17 protein-coding genes and 1 riboswitch are annotated in these 17,472 nt (G+C 72.8%); of the genes, 10 read left to right on the top strand and 7 right to left on the bottom strand.

Annotated elements, in window-relative coordinates:
- Positions 1-27 precede the first annotated feature (27 nt).
- The 4 genes from QM517_RS09220 (at position 28) to QM517_RS09235 (ending at position 3,683) form a co-directional block, all read left to right on the top strand.
- Complete coding sequence (locus QM517_RS09220) at positions 28-693, top strand: SDR family oxidoreductase (protein ID WP_283286884.1); 666 nt, start codon at positions 28-30, stop codon at positions 691-693.
- Between the two features lie 38 nt (positions 694-731).
- Positions 732-823: riboswitch (TPP riboswitch) on the top strand.
- Entirely contained in the window at positions 815-1,597 is a 783-nt protein-coding gene (gene thiM, locus QM517_RS09225; RefSeq protein WP_283286886.1) for a hydroxyethylthiazole kinase, read from the top strand. (Overlaps the previous riboswitch by 9 nt.)
- The gene (gene thiE, locus QM517_RS09230; protein ID WP_283286888.1) at positions 1,594-2,235 is read left to right on the top strand and encodes a thiamine phosphate synthase; all 642 of its coding nucleotides are present in this window, start codon (positions 1,594-1,596) and stop codon (positions 2,233-2,235) included. Before thiM ends, thiE begins: the two co-directional genes overlap by 4 nt.
- Complete coding sequence (locus QM517_RS09235) at positions 2,232-3,683, top strand: bifunctional hydroxymethylpyrimidine kinase/phosphomethylpyrimidine kinase (RefSeq protein ID WP_283286890.1); 1,452 nt, start codon at positions 2,232-2,234, stop codon at positions 3,681-3,683. The genes thiE and QM517_RS09235 overlap by 4 nt, the downstream gene beginning before the upstream one ends.
- A gap of 79 nt (positions 3,684-3,762) precedes the next feature.
- Here QM517_RS09235 and QM517_RS09240 read toward each other — a convergent pair whose 3' ends face one another.
- From QM517_RS09240 to QM517_RS09265, 6 genes are all read right to left on the bottom strand, one after another.
- Positions 3,763-3,945, bottom strand: a complete 183-nt coding sequence (locus QM517_RS09240) for a DUF5302 domain-containing protein (RefSeq protein ID WP_076493352.1) — start codon at positions 3,943-3,945, stop codon at positions 3,763-3,765.
- Between the two features lie 56 nt (positions 3,946-4,001).
- Entirely contained in the window at positions 4,002-5,519 is a 1,518-nt protein-coding gene (locus tag QM517_RS09245) for an SPFH domain-containing protein (RefSeq protein ID WP_283286893.1), read from the bottom strand.
- Positions 5,520-5,622: 103 nt separating this feature from the next.
- Positions 5,623-6,546 (bottom strand): DnaJ domain-containing protein, encoded by a 924-nt coding sequence (locus QM517_RS09250; RefSeq protein ID WP_283286895.1) that lies wholly within the window; start codon positions 6,544-6,546, stop codon positions 5,623-5,625.
- A 112-nt stretch (positions 6,547-6,658) separates the two neighbouring features.
- Positions 6,659-7,180: a hypothetical protein gene (locus tag QM517_RS09255; protein WP_077049810.1), complete on the bottom strand. Its 522-nt coding sequence runs from the start codon at positions 7,178-7,180 to the stop codon at positions 6,659-6,661.
- The gene (locus QM517_RS09260; protein WP_077049811.1) at positions 7,177-8,019 is read right to left on the bottom strand and encodes an LssY C-terminal domain-containing protein; all 843 of its coding nucleotides are present in this window, start codon (positions 8,017-8,019) and stop codon (positions 7,177-7,179) included. The genes QM517_RS09255 and QM517_RS09260 overlap by 4 nt, the downstream gene beginning before the upstream one ends.
- A 7-nt stretch (positions 8,020-8,026) precedes the next feature.
- Positions 8,027-9,091, bottom strand: a complete 1,065-nt coding sequence (locus QM517_RS09265; RefSeq protein WP_283286898.1) for an enoyl-CoA hydratase/isomerase family protein — start codon at positions 9,089-9,091, stop codon at positions 8,027-8,029.
- An 87-nt stretch (positions 9,092-9,178) separates the two neighbouring features.
- Here QM517_RS09265 and QM517_RS09270 point away from each other — a divergent pair, with 87 nt between their 5' ends.
- Positions 9,179-10,342 carry an ABC transporter ATP-binding protein gene (locus QM517_RS09270; RefSeq protein ID WP_303655467.1) on the top strand — a complete coding sequence of 388 codons (1,164 nt, stop codon included), beginning with the start codon at positions 9,179-9,181 and terminating at the stop codon, positions 10,340-10,342.
- On the top strand, positions 10,339-11,157 hold the full coding sequence (locus QM517_RS09275) for an ABC transporter permease (protein WP_303655468.1): 819 nt from the start codon (positions 10,339-10,341) through the stop codon (positions 11,155-11,157). Before QM517_RS09270 ends, QM517_RS09275 begins: the two co-directional genes overlap by 4 nt.
- 22 nt (positions 11,158-11,179) lie before the next feature.
- Here QM517_RS09275 and QM517_RS09280 read toward each other — a convergent pair whose 3' ends face one another.
- Positions 11,180-11,569, bottom strand: coding sequence for a hypothetical protein (locus QM517_RS09280; RefSeq protein WP_077049815.1), 390 nt, complete (start codon positions 11,567-11,569; stop codon positions 11,180-11,182).
- Between the two features lie 117 nt (positions 11,570-11,686).
- On the opposite strand from QM517_RS09280, the gene cofG reads away from it, so the two are divergent.
- From cofG to cofC, 4 genes are all read left to right on the top strand, one after another.
- On the top strand, positions 11,687-14,179 hold the full coding sequence (gene cofG, locus QM517_RS09285; protein ID WP_283286902.1) for a 7,8-didemethyl-8-hydroxy-5-deazariboflavin synthase CofG: 2,493 nt from the start codon (positions 11,687-11,689) through the stop codon (positions 14,177-14,179).
- A complete protein-coding gene (locus tag QM517_RS09290) occupies positions 14,176-15,666 on the top strand; it encodes a flavin-containing monooxygenase (protein WP_139340579.1) in 1,491 nt (496 codons plus the stop codon). The genes cofG and QM517_RS09290 overlap by 4 nt, the downstream gene beginning before the upstream one ends.
- Positions 15,663-16,673 carry a glucose-6-phosphate dehydrogenase (coenzyme-F420) gene (fgd, locus tag QM517_RS09295; protein ID WP_283286905.1) on the top strand — a complete coding sequence of 337 codons (1,011 nt, stop codon included), beginning with the start codon at positions 15,663-15,665 and terminating at the stop codon, positions 16,671-16,673. Before QM517_RS09290 ends, fgd begins: the two co-directional genes overlap by 4 nt.
- A 115-nt stretch (positions 16,674-16,788) precedes the next feature.
- Positions 16,789-17,427: a 2-phospho-L-lactate guanylyltransferase gene (gene cofC, locus QM517_RS09300; RefSeq protein ID WP_077049817.1), complete on the top strand. Its 639-nt coding sequence runs from the start codon at positions 16,789-16,791 to the stop codon at positions 17,425-17,427.
- The last annotated feature ends 45 nt before the right edge of the window (positions 17,428-17,472 follow it).

Here is a 17,472-nt window from a genome sequence, read left to right on the forward strand (position 1 = left end):
CGCACGCGCGCCGCGTAGCCTCGACGCATGCCCCAGGTCCTCGTCACCGGCGCCGAGCGCCCGAACAGCATCGCCGCCGCGATCATCCCCCGGCTGGAAGCAGACGGCTGGGACGTCGTCACCAGCGAGCTGCGCTCCGGCGACTACCCCTGCGACCTCGCGAGCCCCACCGCCCCGACCGAACTCGTCGAACGTGTCTCCCGCGACCGCGGACCGATCCACGCTCTCGTCCTGAGCCACGCGCACGACGAGGAGTCCGGCATCCTCGACACCACCGCCGAGAGCTTCGATCGCCACCTCGCCGTCAACGCCCGCGCGACCCTGCTCCTGATCTCGGCGTTCGCCCGACAGGTCGACGAGCCGGGCGGCGCGATCGTCGCGTTCACGAGCGACCACACCACCGGCAATCTCCCCTACGGCGCGTCGAAGGGCGCCCTCGACCGCATCGTCATCTCGGCCGCCCGAGAACTCGGACCGCGGGGCATCTCGGCCAACGTCGTGAATCCGGGTCCGATCGACACCGGGTGGATGGATGCCGAGACCCGCGAGTCCCTGACCGCGCACCACCCGCTCGGTCGGTTGGGCACACCGCGCGACATCGCCGGGATCACGGCGTTCCTCCTCTCGGACGAGGGCCGCTGGGTCAGCGGACAGCTCCTCCATACCGACGGCGGCTTCTCCGCGCGCTACTGAGGGCGCGGCGCGCCGACGTCCGTCGTGCTAGCGTCACCCGCAGTGACACGGGGTGCCCCACGGGGCTGAGAACACACCCGTCGAACCTGATCTAGTTCGTACTAGCGAAGGGATGTCGCGAATGGTCGTTCGCACGTCGTCGTCTCCGTCCACCGTCCTCGCCGACCTGCGGGGAGCGCCGCCGCTCGTGCAGTGCATCACCAACGCGGTGGTGACGAACTTCACCGCCAACGCGCTGCTGGCCCTCGGCGCCTCCCCCGCGATGTGCGACATCCCCGGCGAGGCCGGGCTCTTCGCGGGCATCGCCGGCGGCGTGCTGGTGAACCTCGGCACCCCGACCGCCGAGCAACGCGACGCCGCCCGTGAGGCCGTCGCCGCGGGCACGCCGTGGGTGCTCGACCCGGTCGCGGTGGGCGCGCTGCCCGTGCGCACCGCCCTGGCCCACGAGCTCCTCGAGGCGCGGCCCGCGGTCGTCCGCGGCAACGCCTCAGAGATCCTCGCGCTCGCCGGGGCCGGTGCCGGGGGTCGCGGCGTCGACTCGACCGATTCCCCGGAAGCCGCGCTCGACGCCGCCCGCGCGCTCGCGATCCGCACGGGCGGGACGGTCGCCGTCTCCGGCCCGGTCGACCTGATCGTGGATGCCGACCGTGTCGCGCGCGTGTCCGGCGGCAGCGTCCTCCTCACCCGCGTCACGGGCGGCGGCTGCGCCCTCGGCGCCGCGATGGCGGCCCTGCTGTCCGTGGCCGACGGCTTCGAGGCCGCGACGACGGCGAGCGCGATCTGGGCCGTGGCATCCGAGCGGGCCGAGGCCGCCTCGAGCGGACCGGGATCGTTCGCCGTGGCGTTCCTCGACGCCCTCGCCGCGATCGAACCGGCGGATCTCGACGGCCGGGTCGACGCATGAGCGCGCACGACCTGTCACTGCACCTCGTCACCGACCACCGGATGCCGTTCGCCGACGTCGTCGACATCGTGGACGCCGCCGCGGGTTCCGGGGCGAGCATCGTGCAGTTCCGCGACAAGGACGCGAGCGGCCACGATCTCTTCGATCGCGTGACGGCCCTCGCCGACGTCATCGCGGGGCGCGCGGCCTTCGTCGTCGACGACCGCGTCGACGTGGCCCTCGCGGCGCGGGCTGCCGGCGCGCGCGTCGACGGCGTCCACCTCGGGCAGAGCGACCTCCCCGTGGTCGCGGCACGGCGGCTGCTCGGACCCGACGCGCTGATCGGCTGGACCGCGAACACCCCGGCGCACTTCGCCGCCGCGGCAGCCCTGCCGGAGGGCACCGTGGACTACCTCGGCGTGGGGGTGATCCGCGCGACCGCGACGAAGCCCGACCACCCGCAGCCCCTCGGGGTGGACGGGTTCGCCGGGCTCGTGGCATCCGCTCCCCTGCCGTGCGTCGCGATCGGCGGGATCGAGGTGGGCGACGTCGCCGCGCTCCGCCGCGCGGGGGCCGCGGGTGTGGCCGTCGTGTCGGCGGTGAGCGCTGCCGAGGATCCCGCGGCGGCGACCCGCACGCTGCGGGAGGCGTGGGCATGATCCCCCGCGTGCTGAGCATCGCCGGGACCGACCCGACCGGGGGTGCCGGCATCCAGGGCGATCTGAAGAGCATCTCGGCGTTCGGCGGGTACGGCATGGCGGCCGTGACCGCGCTCGTCGCGCAGAACACCCTCGGCGTCCGCGAGGTGCACGTGCCGCCGACCGAGTTCCTGTCGGCGCAGCTGCGGGCGGTCAGCGACGACGTCGAGATCGACGCGGTCAAGATCGGGATGCTGGGGTCGGCCGAGGTCGGCGACATCGTGTCCGCGTGGCTCGCCGACGTCCGGCCGCCGGCCGTCGTGCTCGACCCCGTGATGATCGCGACGAGCGGCGACCGCCTGCTGGACGCCGACGCCGAAGCGGCCGTCCGCGGCCTGTGCCGCTACGCCGACCTCGTGACCCCGAACCTGCCGGAGCTGGCCGTGCTGGTGGACGAACCGGTCGCCCACGACTGGGACACCGCGGTCGCGCAGGCGCGCACGCTCGCCGCGCGCGCCGACACCGCGGTTCTGCTGAAGGGCGGGCACCTGCGGGGGCCGGAGAGTCCGGATGCCATCGTCGACACGGTTGGCATCCACCCGGTGTCGGGCCGCCGCGTCGACACCCCGCACACGCACGGCACGGGATGCTCGCTGTCGTCCGCGATGGCGACCCTCGCCGCGCACGGGCTCGCGTGGCCCGCCGCACTCGAGCGCGCGAAGCCGTGGCTCACTGGCGCTCTCGAGCACGCCGGCGACCTGCGGGTGGGACGCGGCAACGGCCCCATCGACCATCTCCACGAGCTGCGTCCGCATCTCGACGTCGGACCGGCGTGGAGCACCGCCGCGTGGGCCGAGGCGGCGCCGGTGCGCGCCGACGTCGACGCCTGCGCGTTCGTGCGCGGGCTGGCATCCGGCGACCTGGATCGCGCCGCGTTCACCTGGTACCTCGAGCAGGACCTGCTGTACCTGCGCGAGTACGCCCGCGTGCTCGCCCGCGCCGCCGCTCTCGCCCCCACCACCGAGGAGCAGCGTTTCTGGGCGGCCGCGTCCGCGTCCTGCCTGGTCGAAGAGGCACGTCTGCACGAGAGCCACGTGGATGCCACCGGCCTCGAGCACGCGCCCGACACCGCCGCCTACACCGACCACCTGCACGCCGTGTCGGCGGGCGGCTCGTACGCGGTGCTGGTCGCGGCCGTTCTGCCGTGCTTCGTGCTCTACACCGACATCGGCGCGCGCTGGCGCGGCACGTTCGCCCCCGACCATGCGTACGCCGACTGGCTCACGGCCTACGGCGACGAGGTGTTCGCCGCGTCATCCGCCGAGGCCTCCCGGATCGCGGATGCCGCAGCCCGATCGGCCTCCCCCGCCGTCCGCGCCGCGATGTCGGCCGCGTACGCCCGGTCGATGCGGTGGGAGAGGGCGTTCTTCGAGGCACCGCTGCGGCGGCGAGGTGAGCCGAACTCTTGAGGATCGGGCGTTGCGGGCGTCGCAGCGCGCTGAAATGCCCGCGAAAAGCCCGAATCTCAGGAGTCCGGCCCGCGGGATCTCAGCCGCTCTTGCGGCGGAACTCGCGCTTCGTCACGGCTCCGTGGGTGCCCTGCACGGCCGAGTGGCCGTCCAGGTGAGCCTGACCCGACCGCTGCTGCCCGTTCTTCTTCGCCAGGGCTTCCTTGAACTTGCGCTTCATGTCGTCGGATGCCGTGGCATCCGGGGTCTCGTCGGTACTCATGCCCCCACCCTAGGCACGTCCGGGCCGCCGCGCGCGGTGCGGACGCCGACGCCCGCTCATCGCGTCGGAGCGGGCTGTCCGTCGTCGGCTGCGTGGTGACCGTTCGCGGCGTCACTGACGGACGCGACGCCGCGACCGAACGCCTGTCCCTGCAGGATGGCGCCCAGGTCGACGCCGGTCGCCGACTTGACGCTATGGAACGTCGCGGCGAGGCCCGCGGCCTGCTCGCGGGCGATGTGGGTGCCGGCCGTGTCGCCTCCGACGAGCGTGACGCTCCCCACGTTCTGGTAGCCCTTGGCGAACTCGGCCATGAGGGCGGGGAGCTGACCGATGAGCTCGCGCCCCAGGATGGCCTCCTGGTTCTCGCGCAGAGCTTCGGCTTCGGCCTTGATCGCCGCGGCGCTGGCCTCACCCTTCGCGCGGATCGCTTCGGCCTCGGCGACGGCCTTCGCGCGCAGGGCTTCCGCCTCCGCCCCGGACTGGGCGCGCAACGCTTCCGCTTCGGCCTCGGCACGTGCGCGCACGGCCGCGGCCTCCGCCGCGGCGGACGCCTGCCGCGCCTCGGCCTGACGCTGCACGGCGTAGGCCTCGGCATCCGACTCCTGCTGCGCGACCTGACGGTCGGTCTCGGCCTTCTTCTGCCGCGCGTACGACTCGGCATCCGCCTCGGTCTGCTTGCGGTACTTCTCCGCATCCGCGACGCGCTTGACGTCGGCGTCGAGTTCGGCCTGGCGGTTCTCGGCGCGCTGCACGAGGACCGCCTGCTCGCGTTCGGCTCGGGCGAGGTTCTCGGCCTGCTCCGCCTCGGCGTTCGCGCGTCCGATCTGCGACTTCGACGCCGCCGTGTTCTTGTCGAACGCCGTCTGCTCGACGAGGTTCGCCTCCTCGGTGGCGAGCTGGCGGGCCTTCACCTCGCGGGCGGCCTCGATCCGCGCGACCTCGGCCTCGCGCTTGACGCGCTCGACCTCCTGCGCGCCGAGGGCGTCGATGTACCCGTTGCGGTCGGTGACGCCCTGGATGGCGAAGGAGTCTAGCACCAGGCCCTGCGCGAGCAAGTCGCCCTTGATGCCCTCGGCGATCTCGTCGCCGAGCTTCTGGCGGTCCTGCATGACCTCTTCGACGTTGAGCTTGGCCACGACCCCGCGCAGTGCTCCCTCGAGCTGCTCGGTGGTGAAGACGTCGATCGCCTGGTCCTGCGAGGCGAACCGCTCGGCGGCCGCGCGCACCTGATCGGGCAGCGACCCGATCTTCACGAGCGCGACCCCGGCGAGATGGATCGTCACGCCGTTCTTGGTCTGCGCGACGGGCTCCATCTTGATCTGCCGCGAGCGCAACGAGATCCGATCGGACCGCTGCGTCAGCTTGTTGACGAACGCGCCCCCGCCGGTGATCACCGTCATGTTCGAGGTGAGGCCGTCGGCGCCCCGCTGCTTCTTACCGACGATGACGATCGCCTCGTCGGCCTGCGGCACCTGATACCAGGCGCGGAAGATGAAGAAGCCGATCACGAGGACCGCCAGAATCACCCCGATCAGGACGACCAGACCGGCAATCCCCCAAATGTCACTTTCCACCACAGCCCCCAAGCACCGGGTTCGCAGGCCCCCATCGAGCCCCCTGCGAACACGTTATCGGGCGGGAGGGCGTCGCCGCGCGGGCGGCGAGGCCAAGCCCGCGTCAGACGTGCCGGACCCGCTGCTGCAACCGGGTGCGGATGTCGAACAGCTCGGTGCCACCGACCTCGCGCGCCCCCGGGATGCCGCGGCGGAGCAGCGTCGTGAGGGCACTGCGCTGCACCAGCACGACCGGGGTTCCGCGGACCTTGCCGAGGTCGGTGACCGCGTCGAGGATCGCGTCGTCGGGCAGCACCACCATCGCGCCGCTGAAGCGCACCCCCGCGGCGCGCGCGATCACGCGCGCCCGCGAGACGAGCTGGGTGACCGGGGAGCCGATGACGTTCGGACCGCTGATCTCACCGCGGCGGACCCCCACCGGGCCGCCGAAGTCCTCGCTGAGCATCGCGTACAGGCCGCTGGGTCCGAGCACGAGGTGGTCGATCTTCTGCTCGGGGTCGACTCCGTCGCGGTCGGCGAACACGTCGTGCCACACGGTGTACCCCATGCCGAGGTCGGCGACCAGGCGCGCGGTCTCCTCCTCGGCGAGCGCATCGGCGAGGATGTGCCGGATCTCCGGCGGCGCCGACCGCACCAGCGCGGGGTCGTACGGATCGCCGACGTCGACGCCGCGCCCCACCCACTCGCGGATCAGCGACAGGTAGCGCTCGCGCCGCCAGCCGCCGGGCTGGCCGTACGCGCGGGCGCGGGGCCGCGTGTCGGGACGGGGAGGAGCGGATGCCGCCGCCTCGCCGCCCCACTCGGCCGACGCGTGTCCGCGACCGCGGTCGTAGGCGGCCCGGGCCTCGGGCGTACCGACGAGCTCCCACGCGCGCTGCACCTGGACGAAGAGGGCGGCGTCACCGCCGGTGTCGGGGTGCGTCTCGCGCAGTCGGACGCGGTACGCACGGCGGAGGCCTTCGTCGTCGACGTCGACATCGACGCGGAGCACCTCGTAGGCCGAAACCGACATGGGGCTGTCGAACACGTCCGTCATCCGTTCCGCCGCTCGGGTGCGGCACCTTTCAGGCTATCCGCCGCCGTCTGTGCAACCCCCGGGATCCGCCCGAGGTTTCGCTGACGGCGGCACGGCTCCCGCGTCAGCGGCGCTCGTTGCGGCGGGCGTAGGCGGCGGCATCCCGGCTCGAGAGGGCGAGGAGCACCAGGATGTCGAGGCTGACCGTGACGAGGGTCGTGCCGACGGTGATCTCCTGCCCCAGCTCCCACCACCCGGCGAACGCCGTGGCGATCGACATCGTCGACACGATCATGACGATCACACGGGCGACGTTGCTTCCGCGCAGGAGCAGGATGCCGAAGACCGCCTGGACGAGGGTGATGGCCCCCAGGACGCCGAAGAAGATCCCGGCGTCGAGGCCGAGGTCGGAGAGGGTCAGGGTCGACTCTTCGCCGGAGCCGTCCGCCGCGCCCGCCACCGCCTGCAGCCACGGCGGCAGGGGGAAGACGACCGTGAGGGTCCAGACGATGCCCGCGACCGCGCGGAGGAGCACGAGGACCCCACCGGCGACGGTCGCGGCGGGACGGCGCATCGCGGAGTCGCGGACGACCGGTGCGGCGATCGGTTCGAACGCCGCCCTCTTGCGGGGATGCCTCTCGCTCACGACCGGCCCTCCGCTCGGGCGCCGGCCGCCGTGGCATCCGGGACCCCGCGCACGTCGAGGATCGGCAGGTCGCCGTCGGTGGTGATGCTGTCGCCCCCGCCGTTGCGCGCGTGGTAGCCGGTCGAGAAGTCGCGGATGACGTCGACCGCGACACCGGGCAGCTCCTGCACGGTCGCGACGATGTGGTCGCGCTCGATGTCGGTGTCGGCGTCGATGCGGTGCGTGACCTGGAGCGTGAACAGCGAGAGTCCGACGGCGCGGTCGAACGTGCCGGCGGCGAGCCAGTCGACCCGTCGTCCACCGGGGAGCAGCCACCCGTCGGGGCAGCGCCAGAGTCGCACGTGGTGGCGCTGTGCCGGGGATCCCGCGACCTCCTGCTGGTAGGCGAGGTCCTGCATCCGGCCGAACAGGAACAGGGGGCTGACCGGCGCGGTCGGGTAGCTGCGACGGCGAAGCGTCGACGTGACGATGCGCCACGACGAGCCGAGGCCGACGGGGTCGGCGGGGATCCACCCGGCCGCGGCCATCACGGCCTCGACCTGCGCACGCTCGCCCTGGAAGGCGAGGTTCACCGGGTCGCCGAGCAGTCCGTCGGACGTGCGGGTGCGTCCCATGAAGTAGTCGGGCACGTAGACGGCGGTCAGGATGCGATGCAGCCGCGGGAGCACCAGGTAGGCGAGGAGCCCCCAGAAGAAGATCGCCATGACGATCCCCGCCCAGCCGAGAGTGAACGTCTGGGTGAAGCTCAGGTACGCGAGCCACACGGCGGCGAGCCCGGCGAAGACGAAGAAGAACCCGTCGAGCAACCGCCCGAACGACCAGCGCCTCCGCCCGCCCATGCCGCCGCTACCAGAGAGCCGGTTCGGGCTGGTGGGCGAACGCCTCGGCGACGCGGCCCGGGGGCAGCTCGAACCGATGCGCGGGCGACCAGGACGGCGACCGGTCCTTGTCGACCAGCTGCGCGCGGATCCCCTCGGCCAGGTCGGGCTGCGTCGTGGCGAACCACATGACCAGCCCGTACTCCTGCTGCAGCGCCGCCCGCAGCGAGGGCAGCGTCCGCGCACGACGCACGGCTTCGAGCGTCACCGACACCGCCGTCGGGGCGGAGGACTCGAGCAGGTCGGCGGTCGCGTGCGCCTCCGGCTCCCAGCGCTGGCGGAGCCGGTGCAGGATGCCGTCGAGATCGTCGGCCGAGAAGGCGTCGTCGATCCACGGACGCCAGGTCTCGAGGTTCGATCGCTCGGGGCTCTCGTCGAACAGCAGCACCAGTTCCGTGGGGCTCGAGGGGTCGGCGCGATACTCCAGCGCTTCGTGGAGCGCCGAGAGGTGGGCGACGGGGACGAGATGGTCGGCGAAGCCCGCGTACAGCGCGTCCGCGGCATCCATCGTGGCCCCGGTGAGACCGAGGTACTCGCCCAGCCGGCCGGGCGCGCGACCGAGCAGCCACGATCCGCCCACGTCGGGGGTGAACCCGATGCGCGTCTCGGGCATCGCGAGCTGCGAACGTTCGGTGACGATGCGGATGCGCGCGTGTCCGGCCAGCCCGATCCCGCCGCCCATCGTCACCCCGTCGGCGATCGCGACGATCGGCTTCGGGTACGTAGCGATGCGGTGGTTGAGGGCGTACTCCTCGCGGAAGAAGGTGTGGACCTCGTCGACGCGTCCCTGGACGACGAAGTCGTAGAGCGCCCGCACGTCGCCGCCGGCGCAGAACCCGCGCTCCCCCGCGCCGTCGAGCAGCACCAGGTCGACGTCGGTGTCGCGCTCCCAGCGGTCGAGGGCGGCCGAGAGCAGCCGGATCATGCCGAGGTCGAGCGCGTTGATCGCGCGGGGACGGTTGAGCGTCAGGTGCCCCACTCCGCGCCAGGCTCGCGCGAAGACCGCGTCGTCGTCGGATCGCTGTGCGTTCACGCTGCCACGTTACACAGGGCGCGAGATGTGTTTTCGGCCTCGGATCGGGGAAGATGGGGAGAACGCCCGCCGAACGAGAGGTACTCGATGCCCCAAGGACAGGTGCTGGAATTCTCCGGGCTGACCAAGCGCTTCGGCGCGGTGTCGGCCGTCGACGGCCTGACCGCTCGCGTGGAGCCGGGTCTGGTGACGGGATTCCTCGGCCCCAACGGTGCGGGCAAGACCACGTCGCTGCGCATGCTGCTGGGCCTCGTGCGCCCGACGTCCGGATCCGCGACGATCGGCGGCCGCCGCTACGCCGACATCGACCGTCCGCTGCAGACCGTGGGCGCCGCTCTGGAGGCATCCAGCTTCCACCCGGGACGCTCGGCGGCGAACCATCTGAAGGCCTACGCCCGCGCGGCGCGGCTGCCCCTGTCGCGCATCGACGAGGTGCTCGGGCTCGTGGGTCTGGCCGACGTCGCGGGACGCCGGGTCGGCGGTTACTCGCTCGGCATGCGTCAGCGACTGGGCCTGGCGACGGCCCTGCTCGGCGACCCCGGCGTCCTCGTGCTCGACGAGCCGTCGAACGGACTCGACCCCGAGGGCATCCGATGGATGCGTTCGCTGCTGCGTCACCTCGCCGAGGAGGGCCGCACCGTGCTCATCTCGTCGCACCTGCTGGCCGAGGTGCAGCAGACGGTCGACGCGCTGCTGATCATCTCGCGCGGCACGCTCGTCTTCCAGGGCGGCACCGAAGACCTCGCCGACCCCGACGAGTACTCCACCGTCGTGGACTCCCCCGACCGCGAGGCACTGTCTCGGCTGCTCGAGGAACGCGGCATCGCCTTCCAGCTGCTGCGCAACGGCTTCACGATCCGGCACGTCGAACCGCTCGAGATCGGCACCCTCGCCGCCGGCGCCGGCATCGCGCTGTCGCACCTGCAGAGCAAGGGCGCGAGCTTGGAGGACATCTTCCTCGAGCTCGTCAGCGGCGTGCGGACGCACGCGAGCGCAGCCGGCTCGGTCGTCGCCGCGCCCCCCGCCGCGCCGGCGGAAGCGGAGACGGTGGATGCCGAGGCCCCCGCGCCCGCGCCGGAACCCGCACCGTCGACCGATCTCGTCCCCGTCCTCGCCGCCCCGCGGCGCGCCGCCGCTCCGGTGGAGCCCGACCCCGAGCCCCGCTCCTCGTACGCGGTCGCCTCGACGGGGGTCATCGACATCGTGCCCATCGACGACGCCCGCGCCGCAGACACGGAGGTGCCGCGATGAGCCTGGTGGCATCCACTCGCTCCGAGTACACGAAGCAGTTCAGCACCGCCGGATGGTGGGTGCTGGGCATCGTGCTCATCGTCTACGTCGGCTTCACGGCGGGCGTGCTCGCACTGGCGTTCGGGGGCGTGGCATCCGGCAAGCTGCCGGGCGCCTCCGGACCGGCGCTGCCCACGGACGGTCTCGCCGCCCTGGTCTACAGCTCGGCGAGCGCCGTGGGGTACGTCTTCCCGCTGCTGGCCGGGACGCTCATGGTCACGACCGAGTTCCGGCACAAGACCCTGACCCCGACGTTCCTGGCCACACCCCGCCGCGGCGTGGTGCTCGTCGGGAAGTTCGCGATCGGCATCCTCGTCGGCCTCCTGTACGGCGTGCTCGGGTCGATCGCGGCGATCGGCGCGGGGGCCGGCGTCTTCGCGGCGTTCGGACTCGGCACCGAGCTCGGTTCATCGGACACGTGGGTGCTCGTGGGCCGCATGCTGCTGGCCTTCGCCCTGTGGGCGGTCGTCGGGATCGGCGTGGGCACCGTGGTGCGCAACCAGGTCGCCGCGATCGTGATCGTGCTGGCGGTGACCCTGTTCGTCGAGCCGATCGTGCGCACGATCGCCGGTGTCGTCGACGGCCTCGGCGAGGTCGCGCGGTGGTTCCCGAGCGCCGTGAGCGACGCGCTCGTCGGCAAGACGATCTTCGGCGCCGTGGGGGCGGGCGGTGCCGAGCCTCTGGAGTGGTGGCTCGGCGGCCTCGTGCTGCTCGGCTACGCCGTGGTGCTGGTGCTCATCGGCCTCGCCACGACCTGGCGCCGCGACATCGACTGACGCGGGGCGGGGTTCCGCGACGTCAGGACACGAGGTCGGCGACGTCCTCGGGCTCGGATGCCACCTCGAGGCGCAGCGCCTTGAGCAGGGCCACACCGTGCTTGGTCGTCAGCACCAGCCGCTCGAACTCGTCGTGGCCGCTGAGGTCGATGACGACGCTGGACTTGCGGCGACGGATGACGACGAAGTCATTGCCGCCGGCCGACTTCCACGTGCCCGCGGCGACGACGACGGGGAGGTTCGTGCCCGGGTTCGGGACGCCGCGGAGCCACGTCCACGCGTCATCGGTCAACTGCACGCGGTCGATCGTCGCGCGCGGCACGACGATGTTGCGCTTGCGGAACGACAGCGCACGCTCGGTCGGCGAGAGCACGACCTCGAGCTGCGCCTGATCGAGCAGCAGGGTCACCATGGCATCCATCCTGCCAGCGCGTATGGATGCCGACCGCCCCGGCGCCTCACGAGAGCGCAACGATCCGGGGCGACGCAGCTCGGCCCGCGTGTCGGAGCGGAGGGATAGCCTGGAGCGATGAGTACGGGCAGCGCTGCGCCGCAGGCCGCACCGGCCCGGGGCGACTCGATCGACGACCTCCTCGCCCGCGTGCGCGACGGACACCGGCCCGATGTCAACGAGACCGAGCGGCTGCTGCATGCCCCGCTCGACGTGCTGTCCCGCGCTGCCGGTCGGCTCCGTGACGAGGGTCTCGAGCGCGCCGGCCGACCGCGCGTCATCACGTACTCGCGCAAGGTCTTCGTACCGCTCACGACGCTCTGCCGCGACCGCTGCCACTACTGCATCTTCGTCGACACCCCCGGCCAGCTCGCGCTCCTCCGCAAGCCCGCCTACATGAGCCCCGAGCAGGTGCTCACGGTCGTGCGGCAGGGACAGGCGCTCGGCTGCAAGGAGGCGCTGCTGACCCTCGGCGACCGCCCCGAGGAACGCTGGCCCGAAGCCCGCGCGTGGCTCGACGAGCACGGCTTCGCCTCCACGATCGACTACGTCGCGCACATCGCCCGCCTCATCACCGCCGAGACCGGCATGCTCGTGCATGCCAACCCCGGCGTGATGCACCCCGACGAGCTCGCCGCGCTGCGCCCGGTCTCCCCGTCGATGGGCATGATGCTCGAGACCACCTCGCGCCGCCTGTACGAGGAGCCCGGTCAGGTGCACTTCGGGTCGCCCGACAAAGACCCCGACCTGCGTCTGCGCGTCATCGACGACGCGGGAGCCGCCGGCATCCCGTTCACGACCGGCATCCTGGTCGGCATCGGCGAGACCTTCCGCGACCGCGCCGAGTCGCTGATCGCCCTGCGCGACCTCGACGATCGGCACGGTCACGTGCAAGAGGTCATCGTGCAGAACTTCCGCGCGAAGCCCCGCACTGCCATGCAGGGAGCCCCGGATGCCGACATGCACGAGTACCTCGCCACGGTCGCCGTCGCGCGACTCGTGTTCGGGCCCGACATGCGCATCCAGGTTCCGCCGAACCTCTCCGACCCGCGCGAGCTCGGGCTGCTGATCGCCGCGGGGATCGATGACTGGGGCGGGGTCTCGCCGCTCACGGCTGACCACGTGAACCCCGAGCGTCCGTGGCCGCACATCGACGACCTCGCCGCGTCCACCGCGGCGCACGGCTACACCCTGCGCGATCGCCTGACCGCGCACCCGGAGTTCGTTCGGGATGCCGAGACCTGGATCGACCTGGCCCTCCACGCCCCCGTCCGGGCTCTGGCGGATGCCGAGGGGCTCGCGGCCGAGGTCGTGCCGAGCGATCACCGGGTCCCGGGTGACGCCGGCCGCACGGACGCCCTCGACGACGACCCGATCGACCGCACGGCGACCTCCTCACTCGTGACGACAGGAGGGCGCGCCGACGCGTCCGCCCCGAGGGGCTCGACCACCGCCGACCCCGGCATCCGTCGCCTGGCCGAGACGGCGGCATCCGCCCCCCTCTCCCTCGACGACGCCGATTGGACGCGCCTGCTTCACGCCACGGGGGCGGAGCTCGACGAGCTCACCGCCGTCGCCGACGACGCGCGCCGCTACACCGTCGGCGAACCGGTCACGCTCGTGCAGAACCGCAACCTCACCTCGACCGGCCTCCGCCGCGCCGGCCGCACGGCCCCGGGCGAGTTCGACCTCGACGACGCCGCGGCGATCGCGACGGATGCCGTCGACCTCGGCGCCACCGAGATCTGCATCCAGGGTGCGCTGCCCGCCGGCGAAGACCCCGCCGGGTATCTCGACCTCGTGCGCGCCGTGAAGCGGGCCGCCCCCGGCATCCACGTGCACGCCTACCGCCCGCTCGACGTGCGCGACCTCGCCGATCGTGGCGGGCTCGGTCTCGGTGGCGCCCTCGCCGCGATGCACCACGCGGGAGTCGACACGGTGCCCGGCACGGGCGTCAAGGTGCTCAGCGAGCGCGTGCGCGCCCTGGTCGCGCCGGGCGACCTCGAGATCGACGCGTGGATCGAAACCATCACGGCCGCCCACCTGACCGGCTTCCGCTCGACCTCGGTGCTGTTCTACGGCCACGTCGAGACGGCCGGGGAGCGCATCGCCCACCTGCGGCGGCTGCGCCGGATCCAGGATCAGACCCGTGGTTTCGCCGAGTTCGTGCCGATCCCCCTCCCCGGCGGCGACGTGCCGCTGGTGGCGGGGCGCGCACCGATCGACGAGCACCGGGCGATGGTCGCGGTGTCGCGGCTGCTGCTGTCGGGCAGCATCGCGCACGTGCAGATCCCCTGGACCCGCGTGGGCCGCGAGACCGCGGCGGTGCTGCTGCGCTCCGGCGGCGACGACCTGGGCGGCACGCTCTACGACGGACGGGTGCTCCCCGACACAGGGATCGAGCAGGGCCTCGAGCTGCCCGTCCCCGCCGCCGAGCGGCTCGCCCGCAGCCTGATGCGGCCGTTCCGACTGCGCACGACCGACTATCGCGTCACCGATGCCCCGGCCCCGTACATCGAGACCAGCGGCGGCACCCGGTTCCCGCTCCCCGCCGACGGAGCGCGCGCGTGAGGGTGATCGACGTCGCCATCGTCGGCGCCGGTTTCGCGGGCCTCGCCATGGCCGGGGCCCTGCGGCGCGCCGGCCGCGACGACATCGTGGTGCTCGAACGCGCAGCCGACGTCGGCGGCACATGGCGCGACAACACCTACCCCGGTGTCGCGTGCGACGTGCCCGCGCACCTCTACAGCCTCGCCGCGCACCCCCACCCGCACTGGACGCGGACGTTCGCGCCGGGCGGCGAGATCCAGCAGTATCTGCGCGAGGTCGCCGTGCGTGAGAACCTCGGCGACCGCTTGCGGCTGCGCACCCCGCTCCTCGGGGCGCGGTGGGATGCTGATGGCGCGCTCTGGCAGCTCGACACGGGCGCCGAGCCCCTCGCCGCCCGTTCCCTCGTGCTCGCCTGCGGACGCCTGACCGAGCCGTACGTCCCCGCGATCGACGGCCTCGAGTCGTTCTCCGGCCCCCTGTTCCACTCCGCGCGGTGGGACCACGACGTCGACCTCACGGGTAAACGCGTCGCCGTGGTGGGAACCGGCGCGAGCGCCGTGCAGCTCGTCCCCGAGCTCGCCCGCCGAGCCGCCCACGTGACGCTGTTCCAGCGCACGCCCGCGTGGATCGTTCCGCGCGGGGGCGGGGAGATCCCCCTCGCCGAGCGCGAGCGTCTCGCCGCGCACCCCGGCGATCTCGCGCGGTTGCGGGCCGACCTCTACGCCGAGGGCGAGCGGCGTTTCGCCTCCCGCTCGGGCGAGGCCGCGGCATCCGCCGCCGCCCGGAAGATCGCGCTCGACCACCTGCACGCCCAGGTCGCCGACCCCGCGCTGCGCGAGGCGCTCACACCCGACTACGCCTTCGGGTGCAAGCGCGTGCTGCTGTCCGACGCGTTCTATCCCGCCGTGGCCTCGGATGCCGTGACCCTCGAACCCACGGCCCTGGTCGCAGTAGAGGGCTCGGGGCTGACCGCCGCGAGCGGAGCGCGCCACGAGGCCGATGCGCTCGTGCTGGCGACCGGCTTCGCCTCGGCCCAGCAGCCCTACGCCGACCTCGTGCACGGCGAGGAGGGCACGCTGGCGGCGCACTGGTCCGACGGCATGACGTCGTTCGGGTCCACGGTCGTGGCCGGGTTCCCCAACCTGTTCGTGCTGAACGGTCCCAACGCGAGCCTCGGTCACAACTCGGCCGTGCTCATGGCCGAGGAGCAGGCCGCCTACGTCGTCCGTGCGCTCTCCGAGCGCGACCGGCGCCCCGATCACGTGCTGCGGGTGCGCCCGGATGCGGAGGCGGCGTACACCGAGGAGATCGCCGCGGCCGCGGCATCCACCCCCTGGCTCACCGGCGGATGCCGCAACTGGTACGTCGACCCCCGATCGGGGCGTCTGACGCTGTTGTGGCCCGGCACGGTGCAGGCGTTCCATGAGCGACTCGTCGCCACCGACGGGTCGGAGTTCGAACCCGCGCACACCCCCGTGCGCGGTTGCGAGGTCGGAGGAGAGAAATGACCATTCCCCTGCGTTTCGGATACAAGGCCTCGAGCGAGCAGTTCGGGCCGAACGAGCTGCTCGACTTCAGCGTGCTGGCCGAGGAGGTCGGGTTCGACTCGGTCTTCCTCTCCGACCACCTGCAGCCGTGGCGGCACGAGGGCGGGCACGCCCCGAACGCCCTGCCGTGGCTCGGTGCGCTCGGAGCCCGGACGCAGCGCGTGATCCTCGGGACGTCGGTGCTGACCCCCACCTTCCGCTACCACCCGGGCGTCATCGCGCAGGTGTTCGCCACGCTCGGCGTGATGTTCCCCGGACGCGTCGCGCTGGGCGTCGGCACCGGCGAGGCCCTCAACGAGGTCACCCTCGGCCTCGAGTGGCCCGAGCCCCCCGAGCGCTTCCAGCGACTGAAAGAGGCGATCACCCTCATCGACAAGCTCTGGACCGAAGACCGGGTCACGTACGAGGGCACCTACTACTCGGTGAAGGATGCCACGATCTACGACCGCCCCGAGCAGAAGGTGCCGATCTACATCGGCGCCTCGGGTCCCGCGGCGACGCGGCTCGCCGGACGCATCGCGGAGGGGTACATCACCACGAGCGGCAAAGACCCCTCCCTCTACACGGACACGCTGCTGCCGGCGCTCGACGAGGGCCTCGCCAAGGAGGGGCGCACGCGCGACGACATCGACACGCTCATGGAGGTGAAGGTCTCGTACCACCCCGACCGCGAGACCGCGCTCGAGAAGACCCGCTTCTGGGCACCGCTCGCGCTCTCGGCGGAAGAGAAGATGAGCGTGCACGACCCCCTCGAGATGGCGCGTCTCGCCGATGAACTGCCGATCGAGCGGGCGGCGTCCCGGTTCATCGTGTCGACCGACATCGACGAGCACGTCGAGCGCATCGCGCACTACGTCGATCTGGGCTTCCGGCACCTCGTGTTCCACGACCCCGGCCACGACCAGGAGGAGTTCCTCCGCACGTACGGCGCCGAGGTCCTGCCGCGGCTGCGGGCGCGGTTCAGCTGAGGCCTCGCGGACCCGCGGGCCGCGCTCCGGATGCTCTTCGTCTTCGCAGCACGATTCGCGGGCGCACCGCTACCCCCGGACGGAAATGTCCGGAGTCCGGCACACAATGGAGCCGATGAGCATTCCTGAGATCCGTGACGGCTGGACGATCGTCGTGCCGGTGAAGCCCGCTGCGCTCGGCAAGACGCGGTTGACCGCCGTGACCGCCGATCGCGAGGCCTTGGCGCGGGCGATCGCGCTCGACACGATCGCGGCCGTCGCCGCGACCCCGCGCGTGTCGCACGTGCTGGTGGTGACCGACGACGCCGAGGTGTCCGCGCTCGTGTCGCAGTGGCCCGCGGTCGACGTGATCGCCGAGGGCGACGTGCGCGGCCTCGATGCCGCCATCGCCCTGGGCGCCGACGCGGCGGGCCAGGGGGCGCCCCGCGCGGCGCTGCTGGGTGACGTCCCCGCGCTCACGCCGCAGGACCTCGACGCCGCACTGAAGCTCGCGGGCGAGGTCGAGCGGGGCCTGGTCCCGGATGCCGAGGGCACCGGCTCCACCCTCGTCACCGCGCGTCCGGGCGCGGTGTGGGTGTCGGCCTTCGGCGCCGACTCCGCGGCCCGGCACCGGCTCCTGGGGTGCACCGACCTCGCCGTTCCGCGGGGGTCGTCCCTCCGCCGCGACGTCGACACCGCCGCGCAGCTCGCCGAGGCCGTGGCCCTCGGCGTGGGCCCGCGGACCGCGGCGGTACTGGCGGCCGCGGCGGCCTGACGCGGCGCGGGGCGAAACGCGCGACCCGACGTATTTCCGGCATCC

Source organism: Microbacterium sp. IEGM 1404 (genome assembly GCF_030056775.1).
Classification (GTDB): domain Bacteria; phylum Actinomycetota; class Actinomycetes; order Actinomycetales; family Microbacteriaceae; genus Microbacterium.